Genomic DNA, 13,696 nt, shown 5'->3' with positions numbered 1-13,696 from the left:
CACCGTTTTAACCAGTCCATTGTGGCAAAAATTAGTTATCGATCACGGCTACTCACGGTGTGCCAGTGCCCATTGCTGGTCCTGGTAGTCAAGCCGCTGCTCATAGTTGTGTAGTTCTGATAACTGACGATCGGTTAGCATCTGAATTGTTGAACCTAAGTTCCACAAAAAGTGAACGTCGATTGTTTTAACAATGGCGTGTTGCTGCACCTGATTTCGATTCAGCCTAAACTTTGGCATAGCGCTCCTTAAATGAACCCCGCTAACTATCAAGGGGGTTGTTGGTTACGCTAACGCTACTCCATCCACACCGTTTTGTAAACTTTTCCTCACCGTCAAACTGCGGTTTCACCCCGGCAGGCCAGCGTCTAGCCGCTTATAAATCGTCAAACCGCGCAATGCACTTAATTAATTACCAAATGTGAACGCGCTCATCTGGTGCTAACCACATCCCTTCGCCTTCATGCACATCGAAGGCCGTGTAAAATTCATCCAAGTTTTGCGCCTGAACGTTTGCCCGCAGCTTGTGTGGCGCATGAACATCAATGCTCAGCAAGAGCTGTTCATACGCTGGGCTTGCCTTCATGCACCACACCTTTGCCCAATTGGTGAAGAATGCTTGGGCAGAAAAGTCTGGATCTTCCTTAGCGGCCTCTAACGCACAGCTTAACCCACCTTGGTCCGCAACGTTTTCAGAAACCACGAGCTTACCGTTCACCGTGCTCCCGGCAAAACTGATTCCGTCAAATTGATCGATCATTGCCTGGGTCAAGGTCTTGAAGTGGGCCAAATCGTCCGCGGTCCACCAGTCGTGCATGTTCCCGTACTCATCAAATTGGGCCCCATTATTATCGAAGGCGTGGGAAATTTCGTGTGCCATGACGGCCCCAATTCCACCAAAGTTCTCCGCACTGCTCTGATCCAAACTGTAAAACGGTGCCTGTAAAATGGCGGCCGGAAAGACGATGATGTTGTTCGATGGGTCGTAATAAGCATTAACGGTTGCGGGGTCCATGTCCGCCCACATCGTCCGGTCCACCTCTTGATCGATCTCATCGAAGTTTGCCTGAACCGCTAACCGATTAAACCGCAGGGCATTGTCAAAGAGCGTGCCACCCGCTTCACTTGGGGTGACCACGAAACGTGCATACAATGGGTCAATTTTATCTGGGTAACCAACGTTTGGAATCAATGTATCAAGCTTTACGATTGCCTGCCGCCGTGTTTCGTCGCTTAACCACTCGTTCTTTTGTAACCGGTTCTTATAAACGTCGATCATCCGGTGAACCATTGTCATGACGTCTGCTTTGGCCTTAGCACCAAAGTATTTACGTGCGTAATAATCCCCCACCACCATGTTGAACTGGTGGTAAGCCAGGTAATAAGCACCCTTTTGGGGATTAAACGCGGCTTTGCTTCCAGATAGTGCCCGCTGATATTCGCCCCGAATCACCCGGGCGTCATCCGTTAAATGACCGGACCAACTCCGAACAAGCTGCACAATTAACCAGCTCTTCCACTCTTCAAAGTTATTTGGTGTTAGGACGGTATTCAATGCTTCATAATATTTCGGATCAGTGACGATCACCCGCTCTACGCGGTTTTCCAACGCTTCGTTAACATAGGCCGTCAGATCAATCACATCGCTATGTTGCCCAAAGTCAGTCAGTGACTGAGGATTGTACATCTTTGGATAGTCCGCTTTTTCTTCACTACTCTTTTGGTGTTGCGCTAACTTAGCGTCCAGGGCCACCGTTTGATCCAGGATCGTTGCGACGTCCGTTTCGGGTAGTCCGGCTAACGTTAACAGTTTAGTCATCATTGCCTTAAACGTTGCAATCAGCTGTGGCGCAGCGTCATTTCCGGCCGCATAGTACGTTGTGTCCGGTAAGATCAAAGATGGTGTCCCTGCGTAAACGGCGTTGTGCTTTGTGTCCTTCATATCGGGACTCACACTAATTGGAAATGGTGCACCCACACCGTCCTTCAAAAACGCCACCAGGTGCGTTTGAAGGTCCTTGTAGTCCACTAACCCTTGAACAGTTTTCAACAGCGTCAGAAGGGGTTTAAACCCCTTTTGATCACGCGTTTGATAATCACTTGCTAATTTGTAATAACTAATGAAGTTTGCAAGGAGCACATTATTGGGTTCAACTGTTCCAGCCAGCATCTCACCAAAGTCCTTCATCAACGTGGTTTCGATGTTGTCAGCCAAGTCGGCGAAGCCACCCGTCGTTGGTTTGTCATCAGGAATCGTGGCCGTTTGTAACCACTCACCATTAACCCCTAAATACAGGTCATCCTTTAAGGATGCGCTACCTTCATCGGCGCTGGTTGCACCGCCCACTAATGTTTGAATCCGATTATTCACAAATGTCATTAACCGTGCCTCATTTCTATAGAATTAAAAAACGATTAAAAGCTTTCCTTAGTATAGCAACCTCGTTGGTGAAACAAAAGGGCGACGCATTCCTCAACCGTAAATAGTTGTCTTCCTAGTGGTTCACGGTTACACTGCTGGTAATCAACCATTTAATTAACGTTTTATTACAGGAGGCTTTCCTTATGTCCACAACTTTCTTTGTCGGCGCCCATGGCCAAATTGGTCAACTCGCCATTCAGGATTTTGCTGATGCTGGTGAACACGTCATTGCAGGAATTCGTGACGACCGTCAAGCCGCTGATTTTCCCACCAGCGAGTTTGTAACCACGACACCATTTGATCTCAACGCCTTTCCAGAAGAGATGGCCGTTCAATTTAAGACAAGCGGTGCTGACACCGTCGTCTTTTCCGCCGGATCTGGTGGTAAGACTGGTGACGATCAAACCCTAATGATTGATCTTGATGGTGCCATCAAGACAATGCTTGCTGCTCAACAAGCGGGCATCAAACGGTACATCATGGTGAGCTCGATTTACAGTAATCACCGTGAAGTCTGGGCTGATACGCCCATTCATCCTTATCTGATTGCAAAACATTACGCCGATGTCTTTCTTGAGCACACAGATTTGGATTACACGATTCTACGGTTTGGAACGTTGATTAATGAACCTTCAACGGGCCAACTCGTTGTGAACCCAACCCCAGAAAAAGGCACCAAGATTACCCGGGCGGATGCTGCTAAGACCATCTTAGCGGCACTCCAGGCACCACAAACACGTCGACAAGACTATACCATCGGTAATGGCACCACACCAATAGCAGACGCCTTTAAATAAGCCATTTATCGTGATCATCAACAAAACGATCGCTTTCCAAATCGGAAAGCGATCGTTTTTATTTTGATTCTTCTTTATTTAGACAAAACAAAACCGCCCACACAATGATGTGTGGGCGGTTCCGCCAAGTGTCTATGCTTCTTCTAGTAAGATTGACCCAATCTGTGACAAAATATCTGCCGTTTCATGAGCGTATAGAACGCCTTGAGACGTTAATCGAACGGTCTTACGGCGGCGATCGTAGCGTTCGCCACTAACTTTAACTAAGTTTCGCTGAACGAAGTTGGTCATCATCATGGACACGAAGCTAATTGAGGTACTCAATTTCTTGGCGTACATACTAATTTCCAGGTCCGGCGTCGTAAAAATCAGTTGAATGAGAAGTAATTCTCTTAAGTTAACTGACGACTGGCGTGTTAACGTCGAAATCTTTTGTTGACGTGCAAGGAAATCCAGCGTCTTCGCTAATTCCGGTGCTTCAACTTCTGATTTGTAGTTAATCATCCGCTCATCTCCATTCCCCGTAAGTTTCAACCCGCTCATTAATTATGATCAACAGGTGGGGACCACCCACATTTGTCCTATTCAGGACAAGCTGCTGATACATGAAAACGAGAATTGGTTGGATTCTCGTTTTCGTTCCCATCGAGGTCACCGACAACCGTATCAGTAATCTCTTAGAAAGGCTTCGGTTAGCAGTCTTCCTATTGGTTTAAGTCAATTAATGATTGGCTTTCATTTTACTTGATAGCCGTTCAATACTACCTTGTACGAACGGTACAAGTTCTTGCGCGAAATCTTGACTTGACATTCCGGCCAACAATTCATCTTTTGTTAAATGGTTAGTTGGAACTGCGTCAATTAATACTAAAGCGATGTCAACAAGCTTGTCGAGTTGATCAAATGCACTTGTATTATCGTCAACTTGTTCGGATAATTCCATTGCTTGATACAACGTCTTCATAGAAATTTCTTCAGGTGCTTCGTAAACTCTTTTTTCGCCGTTAACCGTTAATGTCAATTTTTCTGTCATTTTTGGTCACCCTAAGTTAATTTGTTGAAAATAATTTTAGTGTTGGTACTTCTTTGAAAAGCCGAACAGTGCCAAGACACTCATCAGAGCGGTCATGATCAACCCAAGAATTGCACCTTGTTGAGCTTCACCAGTTTCTGGCAAGTTAGAAGCAGCGTTGTTAGCAGCTTGGTTGGCTGTCTTAGCAACGTTAGCAGCAACACCAGCAACTGCATGAGCAGCAGGAGCAGCAACGCTAGCAACATCCTTAGCAGCGTTTGTCATAACGTTAGCACCGTTTCCGGCGTTAACTGATGAGCCGTTGTTTTCGTTACCAGTAGTTGAACCACCGTTGTTACCAGCAGTGTTTCCACCATTGTTACCGTTGTTACCATTGTTTCCGTTATTACCATTGTTACCGTTGTTGTTCGTGTTTCCACCATTGTTGAACAAGCCGGCAATAGCTGTCAAAATCTTGTTTAAGATGTCTGACAATGTTGAACCTACGCTAGCAATGATGTCTTTGATTCCGTTAACAATTCCAGCTAAGCCATTGTTAATTCCTGAGATGATGTTGTTGATCCCACTTACAATGTTGTTGAAAATGTTCTTAGCGAAGTCGATGATTGAGTTAACAACATCGTCAAAGCCCTTAGCAGCAGCGTTGATAACGTTTTGAATTCCGTCAGCAACATTCTTGAAGAAGGTAGTAATCCCGCTTACGATGTCCTTAGGAATTGAAGTAATGTCGTTCCAAACAGTTGAAATGGCATCCTTGATTGATGAAAGAACGTTCTTAGCATCCGTTGCTAACTTAGCAGCAGTGTCCTTGATAACGTTCCAAACGTTTGTCAAAACGTTGTGTGAAGTCAAGATTGCCTTAGGAACAGCAACCATGGCGTCCCAAATTGCCTTAGGAACAGCAGTTAAAGCAGTCCAGCTGTCACTGATGATTGTCTTCATCATAGTGTTGAAGTCTTTAACAGCTGAAGCTAAACCTGAAACAGTGTCCTTGATGGCAGTTTCAAATTCGCCAGGAATAGTTGAAGTCCAAGTTGTCCATACAGATTGTAAAGCAGCCTTTAAGCCATCGTTCCAGATCGTGCCAGGTAATGAAAGCATGTTCTGTAAAACATCCTTGTTAGCATTCCACAGTGCCTTAGGGAAGGCAGTCAATGGTGCAAGCAAGTCTTTAGCAACTGTCAACGCTTGACCAGGTACAGTTGTGATCATGTCCTTGATAGCGTTGTATTGGTTAACAAAACCGTTCCAAATTGTTGAAGGAATGCTCTTAACAGCGTCCCAGATGTTTGATAAGTCTTGTTTGATTCCCGTAATAATAGCATTTGGTAAAGCAGTAATTCCGCTCCAGATGTCGCTGATTGCTTGCTTAGAGTTATCAAAAATTGATGATGCTACGTTCTTGATTCCGCTAAGAATGTCTGAAGGAATTGCTTTGAAATCGTTAATAACGTTTGTGAAGGAATCCTTAACACCATTCCAAACACTTGAGATAGCGTCCTTGATGGCACTGTTAACACCAGCTAAGGCGTTAGCAATTTGTTGCATTAAATCGAAGTTCTTCAGATCGTTTGCAGCAGTTGCGACTGTGTCAGGAAGTGACGTTGTTGCTGAAGGAGCAGCAATTGCTGGCGTTTCAACATTTTCAGTTGTAACGGAACTGTTAACATCAGCTGTGTCAGGAAGTGCTACACTGTTTGAGTCAGATGATACACCACTATCATTTGAGCCAGACGTAGCATTCGTTGCTGGTGTTTCAGCAGTTGTTGCGTTTGTGCCAGTAGTTGAAGAGGTTGCTTGGTCTGTCGAAGTCGAAGCAGCCTCTTTTTGTGTGTCTGTGGCAGCTGATGTTGCTTGTGAAGTTGCCGTTGACGTTGCTTGTGATGCGGCTGTTGAAGTTGCAGCAGCTGATGTTGCTTGTGAAGTAGCTGTTGAAGTTGCAGCAGCTGATGTTGCTTGTGATGCAGCCGTTGATGTTGCGGTTGCAGTTGTGTCGGTTGCGGCTTTAACGACCGTTTCCGTTTGTGGTTGGCTAGCAGCAGGTGTTGCAGTTGTGTCAGCACTTGCTGAAACAGCCCCCGTTGCTAATGCGGCAGCTGTACCGATGAAGAATAATGGTGCGTACAGCCAACCCTTCTTTGATTTAAACATTTTAACCCGACTCTTAACAACTGGACGAGTTACCTTACGATTATCTGATGACATTTTAAACTTTCCCCTTTCTTGTTCACCTCGTACTTTCTCTCTTTAACGATTGTTTGTAAACAACTAAATTGACACAAAGTTTCGTTGGCGTTAATTTATTTATCGAAATGTATCCGGTTTATAAGTTGTTCCGTTTTCGTGATTATCGTAGCAAACAGGGGCCCAACTTGGTCGGTTGCATAACAGAAACAATCACACTTTATTAAAAATCTTATAAAAACGATTACAAAAAAAGATCATATAACTTTGTTAAAAAGTTCATTTTAATACGTTGACTGTATATTTTCGGGTCATAATTGTTATTATTTTATTTAATTAATTCTTTTTAGTTTTTTTGAACGTTATTCCCCTTGTTAACTATGATTCTCATGAGGTTTAACGCCCTAAAAACCTTTTACTAAGCGGTTTTTACCCTTCTGAATTTTATTTCTATTTATTAACCAGTTACCCGCTTCACTATTTTTCGAACACTGTGAATGGTCAGCAAATCCTTCATCGTATGAATCACTTATAAATTTAATCATCGAAAATCGCCACTTCATTTGTCAATACATAAATTTAACTAGTTAATCATTCATTTACACATGATTGACCGTTTCTACTATATAATATGTCAATTCATCGGACCGAGTTTGCGCCGTTGATTAACCCAACCATTTTAAAAGGCACTGACTGGATTACTAGTCAGTGCCTTTATTTGATCTATTTACGTAAACTCAGTTTTTCAACGTTGAGGATTTCACCAATCCATCCATCATAGAAACCAACTTCATGGCTAACCATAATCAGGTTGCCCCGGAACTTTTGAAGTGCCTCGCTCAACGCATTCTTCGTTTCATCATCCAAATGGTTGGTCGGTTCATCCATTATTAGGAAGTTTGATGGCGTCAATTCCATGATGGCCAGCTTAACCTTCGTTTGTTCCCCACCCGAAAGCAAGTTCATTGGCTTCATGACATTGGCGGCATTGATTCCAGCAGCCCCAAGCTTTGTCCGAATCGTCTTCGGCAACATTGTCGGAAATTCATTTTGAATGATTTGAAGTGGTGTCAACCGATCATCTTCCCAATCCAAGTCCTGATTGAAGTAGTTGATTTTTGCAGAGGGTGAAAATTCTGCCTCACCAGCTAACGGTGTCAGTTCGCCGAGGATCGACTTAATCAGCGTTGATTTCCCGACCCCGTTGAACCCGGCAAACGCAATTTTTTGAGCGGTCCCCAACGTAAACGTCACGGGTGCTAACAGTGGCCGCTCGTATCCAGCAGACAATCCCCGAACCACCAACGCGTTTTGTGAGCCCGTATCAAGATACGGAAAGTCAAACCGGGCCTGAACGTTATCTGACGGCGGATCGATCCGTTCCATCCGGTTCAGCATCTTTTCACGTGACTTCGCCATGTTGGAGTGTGAACCAGCCTTAAACTTTGAAATCAGCTTTTCGTTCTTTTCAATAACGACCCGCTGTTTCTCGTAGGCCTTTTCTTGGAATTCGCGTTTCTCTTCCTTTTGCTTCATGGCCTTCTTGAAGCTACCACGGTACTTCGTGATCTGCCCAAAGGAAACGTCACAAATCGCATTCGTGACGGCTTCCAAGAAATCATAATCATGTGAAATGACCATGGCGGCCCCTTCATAACCATTTAAATAATCTTCAAGCCACTGAATGTGTGCCACATCAAGATAGTTTGTCGGTTCATCAAGCAGAATAACGTCTGGATTTTCTAGCAACAGCTTAGCCAAAATAATCTTTGACCGCTGGCCACCGGACATTTCTGACACAACGTGGTCCTTACCGATCTCGTTTAAACCCAGTCCAGTAATGACCCGTTCAATTTCGGTCTCGACGTCATAAAAATTACGGGCTGCCAGTTCATCTTGTAACCGTCCCGCCTTTTCTAACAACGCATCATCCATCGACTCCGCATAGTCAGCATAGTATTGCTGCATCTTTGCGTCCTTAGCATATAATTCAGCGTACGCAGTGTGCAGAAACTCAATTAACGTCATCCCCTCCGGAATGTCCGCATACTGGTCTAAATAACCGATCCGCACGTTTTTTTGCCATTTAATGGCACCTTCAACGGGAAGCAGTGTTCCCGTTAAGATTTTGATCAACGTCGACTTACCCGCCCCGTTTTGCCCGACGATACCTAAGTGTTCACCCTTTTCCAACTGGAAACTGGCGTCTTCATAAAGGTTTTTATCGGCAAAGCTCATGGATAAGCCCGTTACTTCTAACAAGCTCATGATTAATTACTCTCTTTTTCTTCGTCCCACTGGTTAGTCGGTTGCGCATTCTTAACGAATAAAGCCTGTTCCAACCAGTTTTCATGTTGTTTCAGCGTTTAATAATATACCACATTTCACAAGGCAAGACCAACGATGGCGGTGACCGGACCTGTGTGCTAGACTTAGACAAAATACGTTTGCTGGAGGTTTTTCACCCATGAATGTCCGCACTATTAGCCAACTTACCATTAATGTCAGTGATCCAAAACGGGCCTGGCGCTTTTATCATGAAGTCTTTGACTTGCCAGAGACCATCCTCCCCGACGGAACTGATAGTGTGTTGGTGAATGGTCAACCGCTCACCTTTATCACAGTGCCCGAACACCCAGCAAACAACGATCAAAGCGCTCCTGATATCGTTATTCACGCTCACGATAACATTGACGCGTTAATCAGCCACCTACAAAACTACTGGGTGCCAATCATCGCCGGCCCCCTAACAGATGGTGACCTGCAGGCGGTTTACATTAATGATTTCGAAGGGAATTTGATTGAAATTCTGGAACGACCTAAACATTAAGCCTTCACTCAAGAAAGACCGGCTAAACCCTCATTATATGGGTTCAGCCGGTCTTTTAGTTTAATGACTTGTGACTGTGGCAACATCCGCACCGCGTTTAACCGCCGTGGGTGCAACCATCGTTAGTTCATCCACATGATCCATGTTTGTGATCACAACCATGGTCGTCGTCGCTTTTCCTGCTGTCCGAATGGCCTCGAAGTCAACTGTCAGTATTGGTTCACCGGCACTGACGATCGTCCCAGCTTCCAGAAGCGTTGTAAACGGCGCCCCATCCAGTTCCACCGTGTTGATCCCCACGTGAACGAGAATTTCTAACCCACTTGTGGTCGTTACCCCAAACGCATGCTTGGTTGGGAAAATCATGGAAATCGTTCCGGCGACCGGACTCACAATTGTTCCCGTTGTCGGCTCAATGGCGTACCCATCACCCAGTAACTTTCCGCCAAACGTTTCATCTGCAACAGCGCTCAAGTCAACCATGTTCCCATCAGCAACGGCTGCCAGTGTCGTCACATGCGTTATTGGCGTTTGTGCGACCGTCTCACCTGCGTCAGGCGTTGAACTCACGGGATCAGCGACTGCCAACGTTTCTGAAACCTCACCACGATAGATGGCTTCCAGCGCGTCTTCAACAAACTGAACTTCTGTCCCGATGATAATTTGAATGTTATGTTCATCAAGTACGTTTACAGCTGGTGCTCCCGTTGCTCGAATCGCGGCCGCGTCCACGACCGCGGTGTCCTTTAACTGCCACCGCAACCGGGTCGTACAATTCCCCATCTGTTGCACGTTACTTTTTCCACCAATGGCAGCCCAAATCTTCCGGCCCTGGCGGAGATACTTATCTTCCGTAGCGTCCGTTGGTTCATCATCGTTTGCCATGGACGGGTCATCATCTTCACGACCCGGTGTTTTTAAATCAAAGTGCTTAATGGCAAAATCAAAACCAAAGTAGTAAATCACGGCCATGCCAAGCCCCTGAACCAGAAGCATTAACGGCATGTTTGCCAGTGGCATTCGTGTACTTAATAAAAAGTCGACTAACCCTGCGCTAAACGAAAAACCTGCCGTCCAGTGCATCGCAGCGGCTAGGGCCAGGGATAGCCCCGTAAAGATCGCATGAAGTAAATAGAGTGGCCAAGCCACAAACATAAAGGAAAACTCCAACGGTTCGCTCACCCCGGTAAAGAATGAGGCAAACGCACCGGCAAGCATGAGGGAACCCGTCTTTTTCTTATTTTCTGGCCGCGCATTGCGATAAATCGCGTAGGCACCAGCAGGCAGTCCGAACATCATGACGGGGAAAAAGCCCGCCATGTACATGCCCGTCACCCCTTTAGTTCCAGAACCAGCAAGCCACTTCCCCATGTCATTAATATCAGCCACATTAAACCAAAAGACCGCGTTCAACGCGTGGTGTAAACCAGTAGGAATTAACAACCGGTTGAAAAATCCGTAAAGACCAGCACCAACCCAGCCAAGTTTCGAAATGGTTGTCCCAAATGCCACCAACGCACCGTAAACAGCCGGCCAGACAAAAAGTAAAACCAGTGTGACGAACATCATTGAAACCGCTGCTAGGATCGGCACACTCCGCTTTCCGGAGAAAAAGGACAGGGCCATTGGCAGCTTGGTCGCATGAAACCGGTTATACAACGCCGCCGCGATCAGCCCGGCAATGATCCCAATCAGCACGTTATTGTGAATCGCCGTAAACGCTGGGTTTACCGCACTCACTTTAATCTGCAAAAATGGGGCAAGGTGGATTGGGTCGAGCATGTATGCCGGGATGATGTAGGCCACTAACCCAGCAACGGCCGCTGCGCCATCCTGACGTTCTGACATTCCTAATGCTAACCCAATGGCGAAAAGGAGCGCAAGTGAATCTAACACTGCCGTTCCACCATTAACTAAAAAGCCACCCACTGCGTTTGCTTTACCGATCCAGTTACCGATCCCAATTAACAGTGCGGCAGCCGGTAGCGTGGCTACTGGTAGCATTAAGGAACGGCCCATCCGTTGAAAATACTCTTTCATGCTTTCATTTCTCCTGTCATTTTCATACCAATGGTATTTATAATACCGTTTAATCGTTGGTACGCAAGCATATAGTTACTACAATTGACCTATACCATTAATCGGAGGCCTTGTGCGCCTTGACCTGCCGTCCAGAAAACTTTTTTCATTTATTTTCACTGCTAACCACATTTGTTTTCATTGGTTTCAAACCGCATAAAAAAGGCGCGATTGGCGTCTATACCAATCACGCCTTTCATTTTTATCTTCATCCAATGGTGGTTGTTTTAATCAACCAACGAGCGCCAATCCTGAGCGTAAATAAAGCCCATCGCTTTTTCACCCGTGTGGACCCCAATCAGTGGTCCGATAATGCCATCCTCGAAGATCACAGATGGTTGCGCTGCCCGCGAAGCTGCTAACCACTGCGCCTTCAAATCTGCATTATTTGCATCCACGATGCTCACACGCAGCGGATAATTTGTTGTCGCCACAATCTCAGCAAACTGCTTTTGAATGCTTAGAAATGCACGTTTCATTTGTCGTTCACGGCCGGTTGCAATAATTTTACCTTCTGGTGTAAACGCCAGCATTGGCTTAATTTGCAGCATCGTCCCGATGAGTGACTGACCATTAGAGATTCTGCCGGTGCGCATTAAATGACGCATATCATCCACGACAAACATCACCTTTGTCGTTTCCCGTAACTGGGCCAAGCGCGCAAAAATCTCATCAACGCTGTGGCCCTTTTCAGCAAGCGCAGCTGCCAGGAGAACCTGATTTCCAGCCCCAGCACAGGCGATCCGCGAATCCCAGATGTGAACATCCAAATTATCAACCGTTGGGGCATATGCTTCGACGTTTGAAATAAATCCGGAGATGCCACTTGATAGGCCCACGATAATGGCCGTGTCGTACCCATCGGCAACAACCTGGTCTAGCACCCGTTGAACTTCCCCATTTGACGGTTGTGATGTCGTTGGCGCAACGTGTTCTGTTTTAAGTAGGGCATAAAATTTCTTTGCATCTAAGTCCACATTTTCGTGATACACATGATTCCCAAACAAGACTGGATCATTGATCACATAAATGTGGTAACGGTCTTGATCTGCTGCGTTAATGTACGCTGAACTATCCGTTAACACCGCAATTTTCATATCAATTACCTAGTTTCATTTAATGTCGTTTCATTCATTATCTCAATTGACTGATGGAACTGCAAACACAGAGTCACAGCCACAGGTATCCCACCGCCGCTAATGCCACGCCACCAAGTAGTGAAGCGACGACATACCCAACGGCCAGCGCATGATGGTGATCGTGCATGAGCAACACCACTTCATTAACCATGGTTGAAAAGGTCGTGAACCCACCCAACAGTCCCGCACCAAGGAATACCTTAATAGCCAGCGGCCACGTACTCCCCATGAGCACCCCTAAGCACAAGCTTCCCACTAAGTTAATACCAAACGTCGCCCATGGAAAGGGAACCTGGTGATTAAACTGTTTCTCAAATTGCATCACCAAATAGCGAAGGATTGCGCCGCCGCTTGCGCCCAGGCCAGCCAGTCCGCTCATTAGGATCATTGCCAATCACCCTCCGTCCGTTCCAGTAGCCAGTGTGCCAACCGTTGCCCGGCGCTTGCGGCCGCAAGTCCGCCAATAACGGAGCTCAGCACGTAGACCGTTACGACCAGCCATTGGCCAGTCTGCAACAGTTTGACACACTCTAAGGAAAAGCTCGAAAACGTGGTGAACGCACCGATCATCCCGGTCCCTAGTCCTAAAATCACTTCGCTAGGTAATGGCAAGCGGTTCGCCAACCAAAAGTTAACCATGGCCAATAAAAACGCGCCACTAATGTTAATCGCAATCGTTGTTCCGTACCACTGTGTCGTTAGCGGCCACATTAGTTCTAGTAGTTCCCGCAAGAACCCACCAACAAACGCAAATCCGCCGACGGCTAATATTCGTCGTGTCATTTTGTCATTTCCCCTCTGTTTTAACGCTAGACATCCCTCTACCTTACTCAAGAATCGCCGTTATGACAACTAACGCCCGGGGAAATTCACCAATCTGTAAAAAAACATTTGACACGATTGAAGCGCTCCTCTACACTACAACGTATAAAGACAGCTTACAAAAAGGAGTTCGTTATGATGGTGATTAGTCACGTTCAACAACTAAATACTTGGCAAAGCCGGTAATTCAGGTTGCTTAACCACCATCGTGGCTGGATGCAATCTGAAGTCAGATCTTCGATTGCATCTGTGCCGACTAACTTTGATGTGAATTCATCACCGAGTGCGCACGGATTAACCCCTGTGTGAGCCCGGTGTTTTTTATTTTAACGGCAGCTCGCACACGTGAGCTGCCGTTTTTTCATGTTCTCACCGCCACCACCCATTTTA

General features: G+C 46.0%; 12 protein-coding genes. 2 read left to right on the top strand and 10 right to left on the bottom strand.

What is annotated here, in order from left to right; genetic code table 11:
- Positions 1 to 48: 48 nt before the first annotated feature.
- Together ACRYI5_RS08205 and ACRYI5_RS08200 are read right to left on the bottom strand one after the other, a co-directional pair.
- A complete protein-coding gene (locus ACRYI5_RS08205) occupies positions 49 to 240 on the bottom strand; it encodes a hypothetical protein (protein ID WP_407880094.1) in 192 nt (63 codons plus the stop codon).
- A 172-nt stretch (positions 241 to 412) separates the two neighbouring features.
- Positions 413 to 2,380, bottom strand: a complete 1,968-nt coding sequence (locus ACRYI5_RS08200; RefSeq protein WP_448224940.1) for a M13 family metallopeptidase — start codon at positions 2,378 to 2,380, stop codon at positions 413 to 415.
- Between the two features lie 185 nt (positions 2,381 to 2,565).
- Here ACRYI5_RS08200 and ACRYI5_RS08195 point away from each other — a divergent pair, with 185 nt between their 5' ends.
- The gene (locus ACRYI5_RS08195) at positions 2,566 to 3,219 is read left to right on the top strand and encodes an NAD(P)-binding oxidoreductase (protein WP_448224939.1); all 654 of its coding nucleotides are present in this window, start codon (positions 2,566 to 2,568) and stop codon (positions 3,217 to 3,219) included.
- A gap of 132 nt (positions 3,220 to 3,351) precedes the next feature.
- Here the strand turns inward: ACRYI5_RS08195 and ACRYI5_RS08190 are convergent, their stop codons facing one another.
- From ACRYI5_RS08190 to ACRYI5_RS08175, 4 genes are all read right to left on the bottom strand, one after another.
- A complete protein-coding gene (locus ACRYI5_RS08190; protein ID WP_407880100.1) occupies positions 3,352 to 3,723 on the bottom strand; it encodes a hypothetical protein in 372 nt (123 codons plus the stop codon).
- A gap of 217 nt (positions 3,724 to 3,940) precedes the next feature.
- Positions 3,941 to 4,252 carry a phage tail assembly chaperone G gene (gpG, locus tag ACRYI5_RS08185; protein ID WP_407880101.1) on the bottom strand — a complete coding sequence of 104 codons (312 nt, stop codon included), beginning with the start codon at positions 4,250 to 4,252 and terminating at the stop codon, positions 3,941 to 3,943.
- A gap of 36 nt (positions 4,253 to 4,288) precedes the next feature.
- Positions 4,289 to 6,457 (bottom strand): KxYKxGKxW signal peptide domain-containing protein, encoded by a 2,169-nt coding sequence (locus tag ACRYI5_RS08180; protein WP_448224938.1) that lies wholly within the window; start codon positions 6,455 to 6,457, stop codon positions 4,289 to 4,291.
- Positions 6,458 to 7,159: 702 nt separating this feature from the next.
- The gene (locus ACRYI5_RS08175) at positions 7,160 to 8,704 is read right to left on the bottom strand and encodes an ABC-F family ATP-binding cassette domain-containing protein (protein ID WP_448224937.1); all 1,545 of its coding nucleotides are present in this window, start codon (positions 8,702 to 8,704) and stop codon (positions 7,160 to 7,162) included.
- A 199-nt stretch (positions 8,705 to 8,903) separates the two neighbouring features.
- On the opposite strand from ACRYI5_RS08175, the gene ACRYI5_RS08170 reads away from it, so the two are divergent.
- Positions 8,904 to 9,266, top strand: coding sequence for a VOC family protein (locus tag ACRYI5_RS08170; RefSeq protein WP_407881404.1), 363 nt, complete (start codon positions 8,904 to 8,906; stop codon positions 9,264 to 9,266).
- Positions 9,267 to 9,326: 60 nt separating this feature from the next.
- Here ACRYI5_RS08170 and nagE read toward each other — a convergent pair whose 3' ends face one another.
- The 4 genes from nagE to ACRYI5_RS08150 form a co-directional block, all read right to left on the bottom strand.
- Positions 9,327 to 11,306 carry an N-acetylglucosamine-specific PTS transporter subunit IIBC gene (gene nagE / locus ACRYI5_RS08165; protein ID WP_407881406.1) on the bottom strand — a complete coding sequence of 660 codons (1,980 nt, stop codon included), beginning with the start codon at positions 11,304 to 11,306 and terminating at the stop codon, positions 9,327 to 9,329.
- A 266-nt stretch (positions 11,307 to 11,572) separates the two neighbouring features.
- Positions 11,573 to 12,442, bottom strand: coding sequence for a DegV family protein (locus ACRYI5_RS08160; protein ID WP_407881407.1), 870 nt, complete (start codon positions 12,440 to 12,442; stop codon positions 11,573 to 11,575).
- 73 nt (positions 12,443 to 12,515) lie between these two features.
- Positions 12,516 to 12,872, bottom strand: coding sequence for a fluoride efflux transporter FluC (locus ACRYI5_RS08155; RefSeq protein WP_448224936.1), 357 nt, complete (start codon positions 12,870 to 12,872; stop codon positions 12,516 to 12,518).
- Positions 12,869 to 13,267 (bottom strand): fluoride efflux transporter FluC, encoded by a 399-nt coding sequence (locus ACRYI5_RS08150; protein WP_407881410.1) that lies wholly within the window; start codon positions 13,265 to 13,267, stop codon positions 12,869 to 12,871. The genes ACRYI5_RS08155 and ACRYI5_RS08150 overlap by 4 nt, the downstream gene beginning before the upstream one ends.
- Between the last annotated feature and the right edge of the window lie 429 nt (positions 13,268 to 13,696).

Source organism: Furfurilactobacillus sp. WILCCON 0119, from assembly GCF_053471565.1.
This window is presented reverse-complemented; position numbering and strand designations above follow the sequence as displayed.

What these genes read in the sequence shown, in the direction of transcription:
- ACRYI5_RS08175 (WP_448224937.1), bottom strand. Translation starts at nt 8,704, where the DNA reads ATGAGCTTGTTAGAAGTAACGGGCTTATCCATGAGCTTTGCCGATAAA.
- gpG (WP_407880101.1), bottom strand. Translation starts at nt 4,252, where the DNA reads ATGACAGAAAAATTGACATTAACGGTTAACGGCGAAAAAAGAGTTTAC.
- ACRYI5_RS08200 (WP_448224940.1), bottom strand. Translation starts at nt 2,380, where the DNA reads ATGACATTTGTGAATAATCGGATTCAAACATTAGTGGGCGGTGCAACC.
- ACRYI5_RS08150 (WP_407881410.1), bottom strand. Translation starts at nt 13,267, where the DNA reads ATGACACGACGAATATTAGCCGTCGGCGGATTTGCGTTTGTTGGTGGG.
- ACRYI5_RS08170 (WP_407881404.1), top strand. Translation starts at nt 8,904, where the DNA reads ATGAATGTCCGCACTATTAGCCAACTTACCATTAATGTCAGTGATCCA.
- ACRYI5_RS08180 (WP_448224938.1), bottom strand. Translation starts at nt 6,457, where the DNA reads ATGTCATCAGATAATCGTAAGGTAACTCGTCCAGTTGTTAAGAGTCGG.
- nagE (WP_407881406.1), bottom strand. Translation starts at nt 11,306, where the DNA reads ATGAAAGAGTATTTTCAACGGATGGGCCGTTCCTTAATGCTACCAGTA.
- ACRYI5_RS08205 (WP_407880094.1), bottom strand. Translation starts at nt 240, where the DNA reads ATGCCAAAGTTTAGGCTGAATCGAAATCAGGTGCAGCAACACGCCATT.
- ACRYI5_RS08155 (WP_448224936.1), bottom strand. Translation starts at nt 12,872, where the DNA reads ATGATCCTAATGAGCGGACTGGCTGGCCTGGGCGCAAGCGGCGGCGCA.
- ACRYI5_RS08195 (WP_448224939.1), top strand. Translation starts at nt 2,566, where the DNA reads ATGTCCACAACTTTCTTTGTCGGCGCCCATGGCCAAATTGGTCAACTC.
- ACRYI5_RS08190 (WP_407880100.1), bottom strand. Translation starts at nt 3,723, where the DNA reads ATGATTAACTACAAATCAGAAGTTGAAGCACCGGAATTAGCGAAGACG.
- ACRYI5_RS08160 (WP_407881407.1), bottom strand. Translation starts at nt 12,442, where the DNA reads ATGAAAATTGCGGTGTTAACGGATAGTTCAGCGTACATTAACGCAGCA.